The following is an 18,398-nucleotide window of genomic DNA, read 5'->3' as shown; positions in this document are numbered from 1 at the left end:
CCGCCCAGGTCGGCCCCCTGAAGGGCGAATGGGTGCGCCTGCCCAATTCCTCGCCGGACCGGTTGATCCTTTATTTCCACGGCGGCGGCTACATCGCCGGATCGCCCGAGACCCACCGCGCGCTGATTGCCCGCCTGGCGCAGGCCGGCGAGGCGACGGCGTTCTCGCTCGCCTATCGCCTGGCGCCGGAATTCGGCTTCCCGGCCGCGGTGCGCGACGGGATCGACGCCTACCGCCATTTGATCGGCAAGAACGTCTCGCCGAGCCAGGTGATCCTGGCCGGCGACGGCTCGGGCGGCGGGCCTCGCCTTCGCGGTGCTGCATGCCGCGCGCAACGCCAATCTGCCGATGCCGGCCGGCTGCGTGGCGATGTCGCCCTGGGCCGACCTGTCGCTCTCCGGCTGGTCGGTGCTGCAGAACGCCAAGTCCGACAACGTACTGAACTGGGAACTGCTGTTCGTCAGCGCGCGGCATTACCTGAAGAAGACCAATCCGTCCGATCCCTACGCCTCGCCGGCCTTCGCCAATTTCAAGGATTTCCCGCCGGTCATGGTCCATGCCGGCAGCCTGGAGATGCTGCGCGACGACGCCTCGCGGATCGGCGACCGCGCCGCCGATGCCGGCGTGCCGGTCAGCGTGGAGATCTATGACGGGATGCAGCACCTCTTCCAGGCGAGCCGCCATGTGCCCGAAGCGAAGGTGAGTCTCGCGCGCCTCGGCCAGTTCATCCGCAGCCGCACGTCCGTGCAGGCGAACGCCGCGCAGTGAGCGCGATAGGGCCGAACAACTTCGTTCGGCCCGTGATTGCGCGACAATAAAAAAGCTATTGCGCCGCCGTCAGCTTGTCGCTTTCCGCGAACACCATCGGCAGCTTGGTGCCCTGCGTGTCGGCGTCGGTCAGGTCGGCGTCGCGCAGATCGGCGTCCGTCATGTTGGCATAGGCGAGGTCGGTCGCCTGGAAGCGCACGCGCCGCAGATCCGCGCCGCGGAAATCGGCGTAGCGCGCCACCGCGCGGTCCATCCGCGCCGGCAGGAGCCGCGCGTCGGAGATCATCAGCGGCCCGATCCGCGCGTCGCGGAAATCGGCATGGGCGAGCCTGGCGCCGACGAAATTCACCCCGCGCAGGTCGGCGCCGCCGAACTTGCAGGAGCGCAGATCGGCGCCGGAGAGATTGCTCCCCTGCAGCGACGCGCCTTCGAGGTTCAGCCCATAGAACAGCGCGCCCGGCGCGATCAGCGCGGTCAGCGGCCGCTGCCCGAGCGAGGTCACCGCGCGCAGATCCATGTTGGAAAGATCGGCCGGCTTGCCCTCGCGGCCGTCGGTGTCGACCCAGCGGCCGTGCTGCTCCAGCAATTCCTCGATCGGCACGGAGAGTTCGTCCGGCAGCTTGCCCACCGCCTGCTCGGTCAGCGTCTCGCTGAAATCGGCGCCCTGCGTCACCGCGAAATCGAGGCGGCAGCCGACCAGGATCGCGCCGTTGAGGTCGGCGCCCGTCAGGTTGCAGCCGGAGAGGTCGGCGTTTTCGAGATTGGCGCCGGTCAGCCGCGCCTGGCGCAGATTGGCGCGCACCAGCCGGCAGCCCTTCATGATCGCGTCGGTGAAATCGGCCTGCACCGCGATGGCGCCCGACATCTTGGCGCGTTCCAGATTGGCCGAATGCATCAGCGCGGTCGGCATCTCCGAAGGCCCGATATCGTGCTGCAGCACGCGCAGGTTTCCGTATTTGTCCTTCTCCGCGATGGTGCCCTCGCGCAGATCGGCCTCGAACAGGTCGGCGCTGATCATGTTGGCGCCGCGCAGGCAGGCGCCGCGCAGATCGGCGCGCCGCACGCTGGCATGGGAAAGATTGGCGCGCCGCAGATCGGCGCCGAAGAAGCTCGATGAATCGAGCCGCGCGCTGGAGAAATTCGTCTCCTCCAGGACCGCGCCGGTGAAATCGGCGTCCGCGAGGTTGCGGCCCGAAAAATCCAGCCCCGACAGATCGGTGAAGGCGAAGACGGCGCGCGCCCCGCCCATCCGTCCCGAATACAGCATCTCGTGGCGCGCCGCGGCCGCCGACGCCTCTTTCTGGCTGAGCTTGGCGAAGCTGGTGCGGCCTTGGGTTGTCATCGGGATCGCAATTCCGCGGACGTTAACTGTGGGACAGGTCCAGTGTGGCGCCATGCGGGCTAATACCTGATTAAGAAGCGGAAATTTGCCTTTGGGCCGGCCAGCGGCTAGGTGACTTTCCGGAAAATCGGTTATGGTGCGCCGGCTGCGGCCCATCCCGGGGGCGATGCCGGTGGCGCTAGACGAGGGCGAGACGAGGGCGCGGGGTCCGGGCTAACCCCCCTTCGGTTTCCAATTTGGCCACGGTTACAAGAGGTTCGACTTGAACAAGCGTGCTCTTATGCTTTCGGCCGCCGCGGCCGCTGTTCTGTCCGCCCCGGCCCTGGCGGCCGGCCCGACGGAACTCAAGACCGTTGTCACCACCGCCCAGACGACCAGCACCACCGGCGATCTCACGATCGATTCGAGCGCCGGGATCAACTTCAAGTCGAGCACGGTGCCGGCCCTGACCATCGATTCGAGCAACATCGTCAACAATGGCGGCGCGATAACGGCGGCCGACCAGGACGGCGCGACCGCGGTCACCATCGACGCGAACGGGCTGACCGGCTCCTTCGACAACAACGGCACGATCGCGCTCGGCGGCAGCGGCACCGCCAAGAAGGCGGTCTATCTCAGCGGCGCCAGTTTCTTCAACGGCAACATCACGCTGGATACCGCGTCCGCGCTGACCGTCGTCGGCGATTCCTCGGTGGCGGTGAGCAGCGACACCGCCACGGTCCTCAACGGCGATTGGAATTTCGGCGGCACGCTGACCATGGCGCCGTCGACCGCGAACGGCAGCGCCGCGTCGGGAACCATCGTCGCCGACCTGCTCGGCACCACCAACGGCAACGTCATCATCGCCAGCGGCGCGTCCTGGAGCGCCACCGGCAACGGCGCGCAGGGCATCATCCTCGGCGGCGCGATCAACGCCTGCGCCACGGCCGTGACGCCGACCTGCACCGAGATCGGCACCTTCGCGAATTCCGGCACGCTTGCCGTCGCCGGCGTCGCCGTGCGCGATCCGAACAAGGCCAATGTCGAGGGCGGCTCGGTCCTCATCATCCAGAACAGCATCGCCGGCGGCATCCTGAACAACGGCCCGGCCAGCAGCTCCGACGGCACCGTGGCCGCCACGATCACGGGCAACGGCACGGTCGCGGCGCCGACCCTGGTGATCACGCCCAACCCGCTCATCACCGCCGGCCAGACGATGACCATCGGCGTGGACTCCGCCGACACCGCGAACCCGACCTACAGCTTTATCAACCGCGGCAGCATCCTCGCCTCGCCCGAGGATGCCAATATCAGCTCCGAGGCCATCCAGATCACCGGCACCGCGTCCGTCCCGGTCGTGTTCGCCGGCGACGGCCTGATCAATTCCGGCACCATCTCGGCCGGCGCGACGAGCGTGACGCCGGGCAACGCGGTCACCGCGACGACGCTGGAGGTCGGAAGCTACGTCACGCTGCCCACGATCCGCGTCTCGTCGCAGACCTCGCCGACCGGCACCGCCGGCGGCTCGATTTCGGCGGTCGTCAGCGGGCCGCAGGGCGGCATCGCGACGGCGATCTCGATCGACGGCGCGCCGGTCACCAACGGCACGACGCAGACGACCGTCACCCATGTGCCGGAGATCGACATTGAGCGCGGCTCCAGCATCGTCGCGAGCGCCACCGCCAGCATTCCGACGGGAACCACGCTGCAAACCCTGTCGGCGATCGGCATCCGCGACGTTTCCAACTCGCTGACCACGATCAACAACGCCGGCACCATCCGGGCCACCGCGACGGTGTCCGACGCGACCACCGGCGCGACATTGACGCTCGCGGGCGGCGTCACGCCCATAACCCACGCGGTCGACGCGTCGCTCAACACGGTCGGCCTGAATTTCAGCAACAGCGGCGTCGTGCAGGGCGACGTGCTGTTCGGTTCGGGCAGCGACACCTATTTCGTCCAGGGCAACGGCCCGTCCGGCGTCGCGACCCACACCGGCGCGATCAATTTCGGCTTTTCGAGTTCGGGCGCGAGCACCAACCCGGCCTTGGGTCCGACCCCGGGCGCGGGCGATTTCCTCCATGTCGGTCAGTTCTCCAACGTCGCCGGCCCGATCACCGCCCAGGGCACGCTCGACGTGCAGGTCGACGGCACCGGCACGCTGTCCATCCAGAACGTCGGCACGACCCTGGCGACGCGCAATTTCAACGTCGCGGGCGGTTCGACCTCGAACGGCATCACCAATGCCGGCACGGTGAACATCACCGTGTCGCAGGACGCCACCGTCGGCCCGGTCATCTCGGCGACTACCGCAGTCTTGAACACGGGCGCCCAGCTTAACGTGACCTATGGCAGCTTCATCACCTCGAGCGGAACCTTCGCGCTCATCCAGACGCCGCTCAATGGCTTGACCGTTTCGCAGTCCGACGTTGCGCGCTATAGCGCCCAGGTGGGTTGCACGCTCGGCTGCACAGAGGGAACGCTACCCTTCCTGTTCAACAGCGCTTCGGTCACGCTGGTGCCCGACGACGGTCAGGGACACGAGATCCTCCAGCTCAACATCTCCGCCAAATCGGTCGATCAGCTCGGCCTGACCGGCTATGCGCGCATCATGCAGCCGCTCGCCAACATCGCCATCGCCAAGGACACCGCGCTCGGCGCCGCGATGATCGCCGGCATCAATTCCAAGTCCGACGCCCAGGCCGCCTACGACGCCTTCGCGCCCGACGTTTCGGGCGGCATCCGCGCCGTCGCGATCTCGCTCACCGACCAGGCGACCGGCCAGGTCGGGGCGCGCCTGCGCGACCTTCGCCTGTTCGCCAAGGAAGAGGGCGATCTCACGCTCTGGGGCAACCAGTTCGGCGAGTACATGGCGACGCATGGCCAGAACGTGGCCGGCGTTCCCGGCGGCAACGAGCCCTCGAGCTGCACCGCGGCCGCCTGCGGCACGGTGAACCTCAACGGCTTCAAGGACCACGGCTTCGGCTTCTCGATGGGCCTGGACGAGGGCTCGCCCGCCACCGGCTGGTACGGCGCCGCCTTCACCTTCTATTCGGGCGACGTTGCCGAAACCGGCGACCGCGTGTCGAAGACCCAGACCCTCTGGTACATGCTGAGCGGCTACAGCACCTGGCGCGGCCGCGGCCTGTTCGTCGACAGCCAAGTCAATGTCGGCTACGGCGATTTCAAGGGCAAGCGCGATCTGGTGCTCGACATCCCGGCCTCGCCCACCGTGCCCACCGACACCACCTTCACCCGCGAAGCCGACAGCAAGCGCGCCGGCCTGCTCGCCTCGATCGGCCTGACCATCGGCGCCCAGATGAAATATGGCTGGCTGGTCAACATCCCGCAGATATCCATCGACGGCATGACGCTGCGCGAGGAAGGCTTCACCGAGCGCAATGGCGGCGTCGGCATGGACCTGACGGTCAAGCCCTATTACGGCAACTCGCTGCGCGCCTTCCTGGGCGACGAGATCCGCACCAACATCGATCTGGGCGACTTCTTCCTGCAGCCCTCGGCCCGCGCCGGCTACCGCTTCGACTTCCTGAACGATCCGGTGAAGCTGAAGGCCCAGTTCGCCGACGATCCGAGCACGCTGGCCAAGGATCCCGGCGCTCTGTTCACGATCCAGGGGCCCGATCCGTCGCGCGGCAACGTCGTCCTCGGCGCGGCGCTCAACGCCACGACCGAGAACTGGACGATCGGCCTGAACTACGACTTCGTGCGCGGCTCCAACAGCGCGACCGAACAGGTCGGCACGCTCTCGCTGCTGGGAAGAATCTGACGTTCCACGTCGGACGTGCGCCGAATTTAAAAAATGCTGTCATGGCCCGCGAATGCGGGCCACCCAGTTGACGCCTGCTCCTACGGTGCAGATTTCACCTGGGTCCGCCGCATTCGCGGCGGATGACACCGAGTGGCGTGAAATTTCAAGCCTAGTTTAGCCCGCCGTCTCGATCAGCTTCGCCACGTCCTCTTCCGGCGTCGCGAAGGAGAGCATCAGGCGCGCCAGCACGAGCCCGTCCTCGGGCACGCCCCAGTCGTAGAACACCGCGCCCGCCGCACGCAGCTTCGCGGCCAGCGCCACCGGCATGCGCGCGAACACCGCATTGGCCTGCACCGGATGGGCCACCGTCACGTCCTTCGCCCGCGCCAGGCCCTGCGCCAGCCGCCGCGCCAGCCCATTGGCGTGCCTGGCATTGGCGAGCCAGTGATCGTCGTCGAGATAGGCGTCGAGCTGCGCCGATACGAACCGCATCTTCGAAAGCAGATGGCCCGATTTCTTGCGCCGGTATTCGAAATCGGCCGCGTCGCGGGGATCGAAGAAGATCACCGCCTCGGCCGCCAGCGCGCCGTTCTTGGTCGCGCCGAAGGACAGCACGTCCACCCCGCTCTTCCACGAAAGCTCCGCCGGCGTGCAGCCGAGCCCGGCCAGCGCGTTGGCGAACCGCGCCCCGTCGACATGCAGCTTCAGGCCTTCCGCGCGCGCCAGCGCCGAGATCGCCTTCAGCTCGTCCGGCGTATAGACCGTGCCGAGCTCGGTCGCCTGTGTCAGGCTGATCGCCGCCGGCTGGGCGTGATGCACGAAGCCCTTCTGGAAATGCTTCAGCGCCTTTTCGATCGCCGCCGGCGTCAGCTTGCCGTCGGCGCCCTCGATCGGCACGAGCTTGGCGCCATGGGTGAAGAATTCCGGCGCGCCGCATTCGTCGACCGCGATATGGGCTTCGGCGTGGCACAAGACCGCGCCATGCGGCGGCACCAGCGTGGCGAGCGCCAGCGCATTGGCGGTGGTGCCGTTGATCACCGGATAGGCCGCGACCGCGCGCTCGAAGATCTCGCTCAGGCGCTCCGTCACGCGCCGGGTGACGGGATCGTTGCCATAGGCCGGGGCCGGCGCCTGTCCGATTCCCGCCACCGCGCCCAGGATTTTCGCCGAGGCGCCGTAATGGTTGTCGCTCGCGAAGTTCATGCGCCTACCAGCTTCCGACATTGGGCATCGAGGACCACGGCTCTTGCGGCGGCAGGGCCGCGCCCTCCTGCAGCAATTCGATCGAGATGCCGTCGGGCGAGCGCACGAAGGCCATGTTGCCGTCGCGCGGCGGGCGGTTGATCGTGACGCCGCCGTCCATCAGCCGTTGGCATACTGCGTAAATGTCGCTGACCCGGTAGGCGAGGTGACCGAAATTCCGCCCGCCGGAATAATCCTTCTCGTCCCAATTGTATGTAAGCTCAACCATTGGGATGCCGTCGCCGCCCCCGGTCGCGGCATCCTCGGGCGTCGCCAGGAAGACCAGCGTGAAGCGGCCCATCTTGTTTTCGATCCGGCGAAGTTCCGTCAGGCCGAGCTTCGCGCAATAAAAATCCAACGCGGCATCGAGATCGCCGACGCGGACCATGGTGTGGAGATAGCGCATTCTTTTTTTCCTTCGCTTGGAACGCCGCCCGCGGGGTTCGACGGCATGTTAGCAACGAATTCGGCGGCGAGGAGTGTTGTCCTCGCGCGCAAGGCCGTCGACTCTCGGCGCGCCCGCCGCTCATGTTGCAGCGCGAGAGGCGTAATTTCGCCACCATGCGATGAGAGATTTTCCGTCTCGGACGTTGTGGTGGAACGATTCGCCGCATCCGGAGCCGCTCTCCTGACGGGCTTGGGAGAAACATTCGACGTGTCACGAACGGCCTGTGAGGCGTTCGCGGAAACAGGCCGGATTTGCGGTGTCATGCGGGTGTCGCGTGAATTGATCATGACGGAAGGCGTGCCTTCCTATCGGGCATCTGCCGCATGGTCATGCAGTCCCGGATTAACTAGCCTGTTCACGAAGTTGCGTTTACCAAATCGAAAGACTAGACCCCCCTTGCGAACCGTGATTACGTTGGCTTTAAGAAAAAGGGAGCATCGGACGAAAACCGGTGCCGGGAGGGGGACGTGTACTTTGGCCCAAATCCGCCAATCCCGGTGCCATCGCGCCGGGATTAGTTTTGTGTAGGCGACGAAAGACCCATGGAACAACCAACACACGATCTAAGAGCCCACATCCCGGACGCCGTTGAGGGGACCAGCACGCGCTCGGTCAGCCTTCTGGTGGTCATCGGGATTCACATCGGTCTTGCCTTCGCGCTGATCGCCGGTCTCAAGGCGGGCCTGATCGACAAGCTGCCCGAGGAATTGAAGGCCGAAGTCGTGCAGCCCAAGGACGAGGTGAAGCCGCCGCCGCCGCCGCCGCCGGATCTGGCGAAGCCGCCGCCGCCCTTCGTGCCGCCGCCGGAAATCAACATCGCCACCGACGCGCCGGTGACCAACGCGATCACCGCCGTGCAGGCCGTCGCGCCGACCGCGCCGGCGCCGGTGCAGGCTGCTCCGGTCGTCACGCCGTCCAAGGCGGTCGGCCGCACGCATGACTGCCAGTCGCTGTATCCGGCCCTGTCGCAGAAGCTGAACGAATCCGGCACCGTCGTGATCCACTACGATGTCGGCACCGACGGCGCGATCTCGAATGTCGGTGTCAGCCGGTCCAGCGGTTCGGACCGCCTGGATCAGGCGGCGGTGAACTGCGTTGCCTCGAAATGGCGTAATACACCCGCCATGCAGGGCGAAACGCCGGTCGCCTCGCCCAATCACCAAGCCGCCATCCAATTCAAGCTTCAGTAACCCAGCAGCTTTGTCTCTTATGGACTCACGGAGTAGTAGGAAAATGACCTTGAAGACCCTGACGATCGCAGCCGCCTTCGTCCTGATTTCGGGCCTCGGCGCAAGCCAGGCTCTCGCCCAGACCACGCCTCCGCCCGAGCCCACCATGGCCGCTCCCGGCGGCACCCCGGCCGCCGCGCCGGCGCCCGCCGCTCCGGCGATCGCCGCACCGGCGCCCACGCCGGCCTCCACCGACAATCCGTACGGCCTGGAAGACATCGTGAAGAAGGGCAATCCGGTCTCGCTGACCGTTCTGGCCCTGCTCGCCGTCATGTCGGCCGGCACCTGGTATATCTTCTTCATGAAGTTCTTCGAGCAGTCGCGGATCCTGACCCAGGCCCGCGTGGTCGAGAAGCGCTTCTGGACCTCCGGCACGCTGGCCGAGGGCGTCGACAAGCTGCCCAAGAACTCGATGTTCCGCAGCGTCGCCGATGCCGGCATCCGCGCCAGCCAGGGCGGCACCAGCCTCGTCGGTCTCAACGACTGGATCGCGATGTCGCTGACCCGCCAGCTCGAGGACGCCAATTCGCGCCTGCAGGGCTCGATCGCGTTCCTCGCCTCGGTCGGCTCGACCGCTCCGTTCGTCGGTCTGTTCGGCACGGTGTGGGGCATTCTGCAGGCCCTCATCGCGATCGGCGTCGCCGGTCAGGCCTCGATCGACAAGGTCGCCGGTCCGGTCGGTGAGGCGCTGATCATGACCGCCATCGGTCTGATGGTCGCGGTGCCCGCGGTGTTGATCTACAACTACCTCGTTCGCCGCAACAAGGTCATCCAGGAAAAGCTGCGCGGCTTCGCGGGCGACCTGCAGACCTACCTGATCACCAAGAGCAAGTAGCCAGGGGACGCGGCAAGCGCGCGGAGTAATCATCCAATGGCTATGAATGTTCAGTCCGCCGATCACGGCGACGATCCGGATCTGAACACGACCATCAACACCACCCCGCTGGTGGACGTGATGCTCGTGCTTCTCATCATCTTCCTGGTCACCATTCCGGTGATCGTGAAGGTGACGCCGGTCCATCTTCCGAATTATCGCAACATCGCGACGCTCACGAAGCCGGAAAATATCGTCATCGCGGTCGATAAGGACGAAAACATCTACTACAACAACGCTCCCATCGACTCGAGTGAACTGAAGGATCGGCTTGAGGATGCGTTGCGCCGCGCGATTGCCGCCGGCAAGCCGCTTCCCGAAGTGCATATCCGCGCCGACCGCAACGTTCGCTTCCAGGCGGTGGGCCGCGTCGTGTTCGCCTGTCAGCTTGCCGGCATCCAGAAGGTCGGCTTCCTGACGGAACCGCACAACGATGAGCCCCAGTGATCGATGGCACAGGTGATCGATGGCATCGGTCGACGCACACATGATCGGACGGAACAAAGGTAACGCCCCATGGCAATGAATATCGGCAACGAGTCCGGCGAAGGCGAGGTGATGGTGGAGATGAACACCACGCCGCTGATCGACGTCATGCTCGTGCTGCTTACGCTTCTCATCATCACGCTGCCGATGCAGACCCATGCGGTGAAGCTCGACATGCCGCGTCCCAACACCAAGCCGCCGCCGACTCCGCCGGTGGTGGTGACGCTGGTGGTGGATTTCGACGGTCAGATCTACTGGAACAACGCGCCGATCAGCCGCGCGACGCTGGACAGCTATCTGTCCTCGGCGGCGAGCGACGATCCGCAGCCCGAAATCCATCTCCAGCCGAACCGGCTGGCGAAGTACGATTCCGTGGCGATGGTGCTGGCCGATGCGCAGCGCATCGGGGTGACTCATATCGGGTTCACCGGCATCGAAACCATGCAGTGAAGTGAGGGGCGACCGCCGAAGACGCCATGCGGTCGCATGCGTCCAAGGCCGCGCCTTGAAGATCAGAGGTCTTAAGAATGCTGTCCAAGTCCCTGCGTACCGCCGTTGCGGCTCTCCTGCTTTCCACCGCGACGGTGGGCGTGACCATGCTCGCGACGACGGTCGCGGCCGAAGCAGCGGCGCGCGCCTCCGTCGCGAAATATCTCAATGAGGCCATCCGCCAGGCCTCGGCCGGCAATCTCGGCGCCGCGCGCGCCACGGTCGGCCAGGCGGAAGGCGTCGGCGGCCTCACCGCCGGCGACCGCGAGGCGATCGACAAGGTCAAGGAATACATTTCGCAGAAGTCCAATGCGACGACCGGCGTCGCCGGCCTGTACACCGCGGGCAAGTACAGCGAAGTCATCGCCGCCGGCCGCGGCAAGAGCGATGCGCAGACGATGCAGCTCGTCGCCCAGTCCTATTACCTCACGCGCCAGTTCGCCGAGTGCACGCGCTACATCCGCAACAGTTTCGGCAACGGCGCCGGCGAGCAGATCCTGACCCTGCAGATGCGCTGCGCCTACGAGACGCAGGACAATGAATCGATGCGCATGGCGCTCGAGCAGCTCGTCCAGCGCACCAACAAGCCGGAATATTGGGCGCAGCTTCTGTCGACCGCCGAAGGCACCAAGGGCCTCTCCGACCATCAGACGCTCGACATCTACCGCCTCAAGCTGCTGACCGGTTCGCTGAAGGGCGCCGACCAGTACATGCTCTTGGCGCAGCTCGCGCTCCAGCTCGGCTTCGCCGCCGAATCGCAGAACGCGATCCAGAAGGGCATCCAGGCCAAGCTGCTCGCCGGCGACCGCGTCAATCGCCTGCTCGCCATGGCCGGCGGCCAGGCCGGCCAGAACGCCGCCAAGGCCGGCGCCATCGCTGCCACCGGCAATGGCGATGCGCTGGTCAAGCTCGGCGAGGATCTGTGGGGCCAGGGCAAGTTCGCCGACGCCCTGAAGTTCATCCAGCAGGGCATCGCCAAGGGCGTATCCGACAAGTCCAACGCCCAGATCCGTCTCGGCTTGGCCTATCTCGGCGCCGGCCAGAAGGGCGCGGCGGTCAGCGCCTTCTCCAGCGCCGACGGCGACGCCAAGGCCAAGATCGACGGCCATCTGTGGGAAATCTACGCCCGCACGCATTGATCAATTCGACCCTCCCTCAAGGGGAGGGTGGATTCATCTTACCCTGGGCTTGCCGCGCGGCATATCGCGCATCAGCCACAGATAGGTCCGCACGTCGATGTCGGGCGGCGCCGCGACGCCGGAGCCCGCGACATGCGATTGCAGGTCGGCAAGCGTGAATCCCATCTGCACGTCATAGGCCCGGTCGATCTGGTTGCGCAGGTTTTGCTCGGCGTCGTACCAGGCCCGCTTCGCCGCCCCGTCGCGGCAGGTGGCGAGCTCGCGCGGATCGCTGGCGCCCCAGCGCCGCTCGACGCAGTGATAGGGATCGAACGACATCGCGAACAGCCGCTTGCGCGCGTCCTCATAGCCGAAGGAGACCGGCGAGCCGTCGCTCCGCGCATAGCTCACCTTGCACGCCGCCGCCTCGCGGTCATAGGCCGTCAGCATGTCGACCGCGAGGTTCTGGCCGGCATATTTCAGCCGCTCGTCGCCCGCCTGGTACATCGCCATGAACCGCGCGGCCTGGTCGCGCAATTCCTTGAACGCGGTCTTCAGCCGCGCGTCGCGCGACGGCGTCGAATAGATCTCCCAGTCGCCCTCGGTGCCGTAGATGTTGGGTGGCAGGCGCGCCGGCTGCGGCTGGCGCATGAGGCCGGCACCGGTCGCCACCGTCACCGCGTCGGCGCGGTAGTGCAGGTCGGCGCAGTTCGAATCCACCATGTCGTGGACTTCCTTGATCGGATCGAACGACAGGCTGCCGCCCGCCAGCCGGGCGCGGACATAGTCGTAATAGTCCATCGGCTGCTGGTTGAGCGTGAAGGCGCCCGCGCGCCAGTCGCGGTCGTCTTCCGGCCGCGGCCCGTTGCCGAAGAACTGCTCGACCGAGAAATCCGCGATGTCCTTGTTGGGCGGCAGCACGACATGGCCGCCGGCATAGGTGCCGTCGGCCCGCTTGACCGCGCCCACCAGCGTCACCGGCCGCCAATTCTTGAACCCCGCGCCCATGCCGGGCGCGGCCCGCACGAAGCGCAGATCGTAGAAGCCGCGCGTCATCGCATTGTCGGGATGGGCGTCGAGATAATGGATGCGCCCGTCGGGATCGACCCGGTAGACCGTCGCCAGGTGCCCGTTCGGATCGTAGATCACCGTGCCCGGCCGGATCGAACCCGGCGCGATCGCCGGCGAATAGAAATCCTGCTCCAGCGGCGCCTCGAGCTCGGGATGGATGCGGAACGTCGCCGAGGAGACGGCGTCGCGCAGCGTCTCGATCACCGCATAGCCGCTCTCGATGCCGCCCGCGACCGTGACGCGCTCGGCCACCGCATTGCCGCGCGCGGTATAGCGGATGTCGCGCGTGTGCCCGCGCGGCTCGATGTCCGACACATAGGCGAAGGGCAGGCCGTGCTTCCAGGCATAGTAGAACCGCAGCACATAGGGCAGGTCGGCGCAGTCGGCGCGGAAATAGATGCCTTCGGGATCGGACGCCCGGAACGGATTGCCCGGCCCGTGCAGGCAGGTATCCACCGTGCGGCAGTCGGAATCGCCGAGCGAGGTCAGGAACTCGCCGAAGCCGCGCTCGTCGGCCGGCATCCAGCGGTCGAAGCGCACGACATAGACGGACCCCGGCGGCGCCACCACGGCCGCGGTGGGCGCCGGCGCGGTCTCGTCGGCCGCCCCCAACAGCAGCAGCGCCGCCAGCGCGGCGATGACTCGGATGGTTGTGGCCACGTCTCCCCCTGAAGGACGACGGTAGCGGACGACCCCCGCCGGTCAAGCTTGGTCAGCCGGGGGCGCTGCCGATATAAAGGTTAAGTAACTTTCCGGTCATAGCCGCATGGATGGGTTCCTGACACCGCCCGAGAGCGAGGCGCTGCTGCTGTCCCTGCGCATCTCCGCGGTCGCGGTCTTTTCGGCATTGCCCTTCGCCTTCGCCGCCGCTCTGCTGCTGGCGCGCACGCGGTTCCCCGGCAAGACGCTGGTCGATGGGCTGATCCACGTCCCCTTGGTCCTGCCGCCCGTGGCGATCGGCTTCCTGCTCCTGATCGCGTTCGGCACGCGCGGTCCGGTCGGCGGCTGGCTGCTGCACACGCTGGGCATCCGCTTCGTGTTCAGCTGGACGGGCGCCGCGCTCGCCTCCGCCATCATCACCTTTCCCTTCCAGGTCCGCGCCATCCGCCTGTCGCTCGAAGCCATCGATCCCGGCCTGACCGCGGCGGCGCAGACCCTGGGCGCGGCGTGGTGGGACCGCCTCGTCAACGTCACGCTGCCGCTGGCGCTGCCCGGTATCGCCGCTGGCATCGTCACCGCCTTCGCCGCCTGCCTTGGCGAATTCGGCGCCATCATCACCTTCGTCTCCAACATCCCGGGCGAGACGCGCACTTTGCCGCTCGCGATCTACACCGCGCTCCAGGAACCGGGCGGCGAGGCGGAGGCGATGCGCCTGTCGCTGCTCTCCATCGCCCTGGCGCTGATCTTCATGACGCTGGCCGAACTCGTCCAGCGCCGCGCCCGCGGGCCGAAGGCATGAGCGTCGAGGTCTCGCTGCGCCACGCCTTTCCCGGTTTCGCGCTCGACGTCGCTTTCGCGCTGCCGCGCTCCGGCGTCACCGCACTGTTCGGCGCGTCCGGCGCGGGCAAGTCGACCATCGTCGCCGCCATCGCCGGCACCTTCCGCCCGCGCGAAGGGCGCATCGTCATCGCGGACCGCGAAGTGCTCGACACCGCGAAGGGCATCTTCGTGCCGCCGCAGCGCCGCCGTGCTGGCATGGTGTTCCAGGACGCGCGGCTTTTTCCCCATATGAGCGTGCGCGACAATCTGCTGTTCGGCTGGCGCCGCGCCGAGGCGAAGGCCGATGCTGGCGAGATCGACCGCGTCATCGCTCTGCTCGGCCTCGAAGCGTTGCTGGATCGCCGTCCCCGCATGCTGTCGGGCGGCGAAAAGAGCCGCGTTGCGCTCGGCCGCGCGCTGCTGTCCTCGCCGCAAATCCTTCTGCTCGACGAACCGCTGGCCGCGCTCGACGCCCAGCGCCGCTCCGAAATCCTTCCCTATCTCGAACGCCTGCGCGACGATGCGAAGCTGCCGATGCTCTATGTCAGCCACTCGCTGGACGAGGTCGCTCGGCTGGCCGACGACATCGTCGTGGTGAAGGACGGCCGCACCGTCCTGCAAGGCTCGGTGTTCGACATCCTGACGGGGCTCGAACTGCCGGCGCTGGCGGGCTCGCCGCCGGTGGGGGCGGTGATCGCGGCCACCGTCAGCGCTCATCGCGACGACGGCCTGACCGCGCTCGCCTTCGACGGCGGCACGCTGTTCGTCTCGCGCCTCTCAGATCCCCTGGGGACGCGCCTGCGTCTGCGCGTCCGCGCCGAGGAGATCATGCTGGCTCTGGAGGAGCCGCGCGGCATCAGCGCCAACAACGTCCTCGCCGCCCAGGTCGCGGCGCTGGCCGAGAACGGCCTTCAGGCCGACATCCAGCTTCTCTGCGGCCCGACCCGCCTGATCGCCCGCATCACCAGCGCCTCGGCCCGCCGCCTGGCGCTGGCGCCGGGAAAACCGGTCTTCGCCATCGTCAAATCGGTGACGGTCGATGCGTCCGGCGCGCACCGCGCACCGCTCCCGCCCTAATCGGCCCGGAACACGAACCGCTTCGACAGCGTGAAATTGAACACCAGCCCGACGCCGACCCCGATGGCGGTCGCCAGCAGCGGGTTGGACAGCGGCGCCGGCGCGAAGCCGACCAGGACCGAATAGGCCGCGTAGTTGACGGCGGCGCCCAGGCCGTTCGCCAGCATGAACTTGAACCATTCGCGCGCCATCTCGCCCACCCCGCCGGTCGCGGCGTGCTCGGCGAAGGTGAGGTTGCGGTTGCCCCACCAGGTGAAGGTCGCGGCGCAGAAGATCGAGATGGCGCGGGCGCTGTAGCGGTCGAGCCCGACCGCGTAGTGCATCAGGGTCAGCACGGCCTCGTCGACCAGGAATCCCGCGCCGCCCACCGCGCCGAAGCGCAGGAAGCGCGAGCGCAGCAGCGCGCGCAGGCGCTGGTCGAACGTCACGAGTTGCGCCGCTCCTGCGGCCCGCGAAACGCCAGATAGGCCATGCGCTTGGCTTCCCAGCGCCCGCGCGTGACCGTGTCCAGGATCAGCCCGCTCATCAGGCACAGGAAGGCGATCACCATCAGTCCGGTCGCCAGCAGCGCGGTCGGCAGGCGCGGCACCTTTGAGGTCTCGATGAATTCGATCAACAGCGACCAGCCGAATATGCCGGCTATCACGGCGAGGATCGCCGCGATGGCGCCGAAGAAGAACAGCGGCCGCTCCTCGCGCACGAGGTGGGCGATGGTGAAGAGGATGCGGAAGCCGTCGCGATAGGTGTTCAGCTTGCTCGCCGATCCGGCCGGCCTCTCCTTGTAGGGCGTGTCGACCTCCGCCATCGGCATCAGGAGCCGCACCGCGTGCACGGTCAGTTCGGTCTCGATGGCGAAGCCGGCGGCGGTGAAGGGGAACGACTTCACAAAACGCCGCGACATGACGCGATAGCCGCTCAGCATGTCCTTGAGCTCGATCCCGAACATCAGCGCGGTCAGCCCGGTCAGCATCCGGTTGCCCCAGACATGTCCGGCGCGATAGGCCGCGGCCTCGGTGTGGACGCGGCGGCCGGTCACCAGGTCGAGTTCCTCGGTGACGAGCTTGGCGATCAGTTCGGGCGCCTGCGCGGCGTCATAGGTGTCGTCGCCGTCGGCCAGCACATAGATGTCGGCCTCCACGTCGGCGAACATCCGGCGCATGACGTTGCCCTTGCCCTGGCGATGCTCGTTGCGCACGATGGCGCCGGCCTCGCGCGCCACCTCCGCGGTGCGGTCCTTCGAATTGTTGTCGTAGACATAGACCTGCGCCAGCGGCAGCGCGGCGCGGAAGGCGCGCACCGTGGCGCCGATCGCCGCCTCCTCGTTGTAGCAGGGCAGGAGGACGGCGATGCGGCCATCGGTCTTTTGCAGGTCGGTCATGGGCGCGGCCATTTGAACAGCGGGCAGAATTCATAGTCGCCGATGATGTTCGTGTCGAACACCGTGCATTTCAGCCAGTCGATGCGCAGATGGTACTCCGCCAGCGCGTCGCGCGCCCGCCCCATGTCGTAGGCGTCGGACAGGACATAGAGGTCGCGCTTCCTGGCGATCCACTCATAGACCCGGCCCTTCATCATCTTGGTCAGCCTGGTGCCGTCCTGCGGCTGCACCATCCAGCCGTCGATGCGCAAGAGGGGTATCTTGCGCGGGAAGGACGGCGCGAGGAAGCCGAGCGGCCCGTTCCCGGTCAACAGCACCATGGCCTTTTCGGGATGCTCGATCTTGGGCAGGTCGGCCTGCACGAAAGGATCGCTCACCGGCGAGCGCTCGATATAGTCGACGCGGGTGGTGGCCGCGACGGCGAGCAGCAGCACGGCCAGCGCGACGAGCTGGATGCGGCGCGGCAGCGGCAGCAGGCCGATCCCGATGGCGATCAGGAGCGGCCCCAGCATCTCCAGCCCGACGATGTAGCGGTAGATCGCGAACATCTTCAGCCAGACGAGATAGGACGCGCCGGCAAAGGCGAGGATCGGCAGCGCGGCCCGCGGCTCGACCAGCGGGTCCTTCGATCGGCGGCCGGCGATCCACGCGACGGCGGCGGCGATGCCGGCGATATAGGCGAGTCCGACGCGGATATCGCGGAACGGGATGTCGTCGGCGACCGACCAGTCGAGCGCGAACAGAATCGGAAACAGCGCCGCCTTCCAGAAATGCGTCGGCAGGAAGCGCATGTCGCGATAGGGCGCCGGCAATGCCAGCGGCGACTTGAACCCATCGTTGAAATAGGGGAACAGCGGATTGCCGGTGGTCGCCAGCATGTGCTCGGTCCAATAGCCCATCATCAGGGCGACGCCGATCAGGCCCGCCGCGCCGCCGGCCGCGAGGCGGACAAGCTGGTGCTTCCAGCTTCCGCCCAGCGCGACCAGCGCGGCGGCCAATCCGATGGCGAAGGGAAATTCGGGAAGCTTCAGCCCGACCGTCAGCCCGACCGTCAATCCCGCTCCGGCCGACAGCGCCGCCGCGAGCCAGAGCGGCCCCTCGCTCAGCCGCTTGCGGTTCACCACCAGGAGCGCGATCGCGCCCAGGATGAGGATGCTCATCGTGTTGTCGTGATAGGTCGTGCCGAACATGTTGAGGCCGAGCCCGCCGGTCTGCCCGAGCAGCGCCAGCGCCGCGGCGCCCAGCTTGTATTCCTCGATGCGCAGCGTCTGGCGGGCGAGGATATAGAGCGGCACGACATTGCCGCCCTGCAGCGCCCCCAGCACGAACAGCGCGAACCAGGCCGGCGTATGGGTCGCCAGCACGTAGAAGGGAATGTCCTGGAACGGATTGTAGTAGGTCGCCTGATGCGCCACGAGCATGTCGATATGCTCGCGCCCGTTCAGGAAGGCATAGGGGATGTACCAATGGTAGTTGCGGAAATCCCAGGACGTGTCCTTGCCCAGCCACAGGACATAGGCGCCCCAGAAGACCATCGTCCCGGCAAGGAACAGCCACTCGCGGGTGGTAAGCCGGAGCGCACGCGATTCGACATTTGCGGAGGACATGGGGCGGACGGAACGCGCGCTCGAGAAACCCGGTTGGTTCTA

15 protein-coding genes and 1 pseudogene are annotated in these 18,398 nt (G+C 66.9%); 9 read left to right on the top strand and 7 right to left on the bottom strand.

Translation table 11 applies throughout. The features are described 5' to 3' along the window. The first annotated feature begins 309 nt into the window (after positions 1–309). Positions 310–768: pseudogene (locus WDM86_17205) on the top strand (alpha/beta hydrolase fold domain-containing protein). A gap of 55 nt (positions 769–823) precedes the next feature. Here the strand turns inward: WDM86_17205 and WDM86_17200 are convergent. Next, the gene (locus WDM86_17200; protein ID MEI9991763.1) at positions 824–2,110 is read right to left on the bottom strand and encodes a pentapeptide repeat-containing protein; all 1,287 of its coding nucleotides are present in this window, start codon (positions 2,108–2,110) and stop codon (positions 824–826) included. A 262-nt stretch (positions 2,111–2,372) separates the two neighbouring features. Between WDM86_17200 and WDM86_17195 the strand changes: the two genes are divergently transcribed. Beyond that, positions 2,373–5,876, top strand: coding sequence for an autotransporter domain-containing protein (locus WDM86_17195; protein ID MEI9991762.1), 3,504 nt, complete (start codon positions 2,373–2,375; stop codon positions 5,874–5,876). Between the two features lie 156 nt (positions 5,877–6,032). On the opposite strand, the gene WDM86_17190 is transcribed toward WDM86_17195, so the two are convergent. Both WDM86_17190 and WDM86_17185 read right to left on the bottom strand, forming a co-directional pair. After that, a complete protein-coding gene (locus WDM86_17190; protein ID MEI9991761.1) occupies positions 6,033–7,061 on the bottom strand; it encodes a low specificity L-threonine aldolase in 1,029 nt (342 codons plus the stop codon). A gap of 4 nt (positions 7,062–7,065) precedes the next feature. Continuing rightward, positions 7,066–7,506: a VOC family protein gene (locus tag WDM86_17185; GenBank protein MEI9991760.1), complete on the bottom strand. Its 441-nt coding sequence runs from the start codon at positions 7,504–7,506 to the stop codon at positions 7,066–7,068. A gap of 584 nt (positions 7,507–8,090) precedes the next feature. On the opposite strand from WDM86_17185, the gene WDM86_17180 reads away from it, so the two are divergent. The 5 genes from WDM86_17180 to WDM86_17160 all read left to right on the top strand — a co-directional run bounded on the left by WDM86_17180 (position 8,091) and on the right by WDM86_17160 (position 11,765). Further along, positions 8,091–8,738 (top strand): TonB family protein, encoded by a 648-nt coding sequence (locus WDM86_17180; protein MEI9991759.1) that lies wholly within the window; start codon positions 8,091–8,093, stop codon positions 8,736–8,738. 43 nt (positions 8,739–8,781) lie between these two features. Next, positions 8,782–9,612, top strand: a complete 831-nt coding sequence (locus WDM86_17175; protein MEI9991758.1) for a MotA/TolQ/ExbB proton channel family protein — start codon at positions 8,782–8,784, stop codon at positions 9,610–9,612. A 36-nt stretch (positions 9,613–9,648) separates the two neighbouring features. Then, on the top strand, positions 9,649–10,098 hold the full coding sequence (locus WDM86_17170; protein ID MEI9991757.1) for a biopolymer transporter ExbD: 450 nt from the start codon (positions 9,649–9,651) through the stop codon (positions 10,096–10,098). A 69-nt stretch (positions 10,099–10,167) separates the two neighbouring features. After that, complete coding sequence (locus tag WDM86_17165) at positions 10,168–10,587, top strand: biopolymer transporter ExbD (protein ID MEI9991756.1); 420 nt, start codon at positions 10,168–10,170, stop codon at positions 10,585–10,587. Positions 10,588–10,664: 77 nt separating this feature from the next. After that, positions 10,665–11,765, top strand: a complete 1,101-nt coding sequence (locus tag WDM86_17160; protein ID MEI9991755.1) for a hypothetical protein — start codon at positions 10,665–10,667, stop codon at positions 11,763–11,765. 33 nt (positions 11,766–11,798) lie between these two features. Here WDM86_17160 and WDM86_17155 read toward each other — a convergent pair whose 3' ends face one another. Then, a complete protein-coding gene (locus tag WDM86_17155) occupies positions 11,799–13,475 on the bottom strand; it encodes a hypothetical protein (protein ID MEI9991754.1) in 1,677 nt (558 codons plus the stop codon). Positions 13,476–13,581: 106 nt separating this feature from the next. On the opposite strand from WDM86_17155, the gene modB reads away from it, so the two are divergent. Next, a complete protein-coding gene (gene modB / locus WDM86_17150) occupies positions 13,582–14,274 on the top strand; it encodes a molybdate ABC transporter permease subunit (GenBank protein MEI9991753.1) in 693 nt (230 codons plus the stop codon). Then, on the top strand, positions 14,271–15,371 hold the full coding sequence (modC, locus tag WDM86_17145) for a molybdenum ABC transporter ATP-binding protein (protein MEI9991752.1): 1,101 nt from the start codon (positions 14,271–14,273) through the stop codon (positions 15,369–15,371). Before modB ends, modC begins: the two co-directional genes overlap by 4 nt. Here modC and WDM86_17140 read toward each other — a convergent pair. Genes WDM86_17140 through WDM86_17130 form a run of 3 tightly spaced genes read right to left on the bottom strand, consistent with a single transcriptional unit; the run spans position 15,368 to position 18,356 of the window. Continuing rightward, on the bottom strand, positions 15,368–15,799 hold the full coding sequence (locus WDM86_17140; GenBank protein MEI9991751.1) for a GtrA family protein: 432 nt from the start codon (positions 15,797–15,799) through the stop codon (positions 15,368–15,370). The two genes, modC and WDM86_17140, sit on opposite strands and share 4 nt — an antisense overlap. Then, a complete protein-coding gene (locus WDM86_17135; GenBank protein MEI9991750.1) occupies positions 15,796–16,749 on the bottom strand; it encodes a glycosyltransferase family 2 protein in 954 nt (317 codons plus the stop codon). Before WDM86_17135 ends, WDM86_17140 begins: the two co-directional genes overlap by 4 nt. Next, positions 16,746–18,356: a hypothetical protein gene (locus tag WDM86_17130; protein MEI9991749.1), complete on the bottom strand. Its 1,611-nt coding sequence runs from the start codon at positions 18,354–18,356 to the stop codon at positions 16,746–16,748. Before WDM86_17130 ends, WDM86_17135 begins: the two co-directional genes overlap by 4 nt. Positions 18,357–18,398 lie beyond the last annotated feature (42 nt).

The sequence above is a fragment of the Rhizomicrobium sp. genome (assembly GCA_037200045.1).
Lineage (GTDB): Bacteria > Pseudomonadota > Alphaproteobacteria > Micropepsales > Micropepsaceae > Rhizomicrobium.
This window is presented reverse-complemented; position numbering and strand designations above follow the sequence as displayed.

Bases quoted from the DNA above. Each gene is read 5' to 3' on its own strand.
- WDM86_17200 (MEI9991763.1), bottom strand. From the start codon at position 2,110: ATGACAACCCAAGGCCGCACCAGCTTCGCCAAGCTCAGCCAGAAAGAG.
- WDM86_17190 (MEI9991761.1), bottom strand. From the start codon at position 7,061: ATGAACTTCGCGAGCGACAACCATTACGGCGCCTCGGCGAAAATCCTG.
- WDM86_17185 (MEI9991760.1), bottom strand. From the start codon at position 7,506: ATGCGCTATCTCCACACCATGGTCCGCGTCGGCGATCTCGATGCCGCG.
- WDM86_17180 (MEI9991759.1), top strand. From the start codon at position 8,091: ATGGAACAACCAACACACGATCTAAGAGCCCACATCCCGGACGCCGTT.
- WDM86_17175 (MEI9991758.1), top strand. From the start codon at position 8,782: ATGACCTTGAAGACCCTGACGATCGCAGCCGCCTTCGTCCTGATTTCG.
- WDM86_17170 (MEI9991757.1), top strand. From the start codon at position 9,649: ATGGCTATGAATGTTCAGTCCGCCGATCACGGCGACGATCCGGATCTG.
- WDM86_17165 (MEI9991756.1), top strand. From the start codon at position 10,168: ATGGCAATGAATATCGGCAACGAGTCCGGCGAAGGCGAGGTGATGGTG.
- WDM86_17160 (MEI9991755.1), top strand. From the start codon at position 10,665: ATGCTGTCCAAGTCCCTGCGTACCGCCGTTGCGGCTCTCCTGCTTTCC.
- modB (MEI9991753.1), top strand. From the start codon at position 13,582: ATGGATGGGTTCCTGACACCGCCCGAGAGCGAGGCGCTGCTGCTGTCC.
- modC (MEI9991752.1), top strand. From the start codon at position 14,271: ATGAGCGTCGAGGTCTCGCTGCGCCACGCCTTTCCCGGTTTCGCGCTC.
- WDM86_17135 (MEI9991750.1), bottom strand. From the start codon at position 16,749: ATGACCGACCTGCAAAAGACCGATGGCCGCATCGCCGTCCTCCTGCCC.
- WDM86_17130 (MEI9991749.1), bottom strand. From the start codon at position 18,356: ATGTCCTCCGCAAATGTCGAATCGCGTGCGCTCCGGCTTACCACCCGC.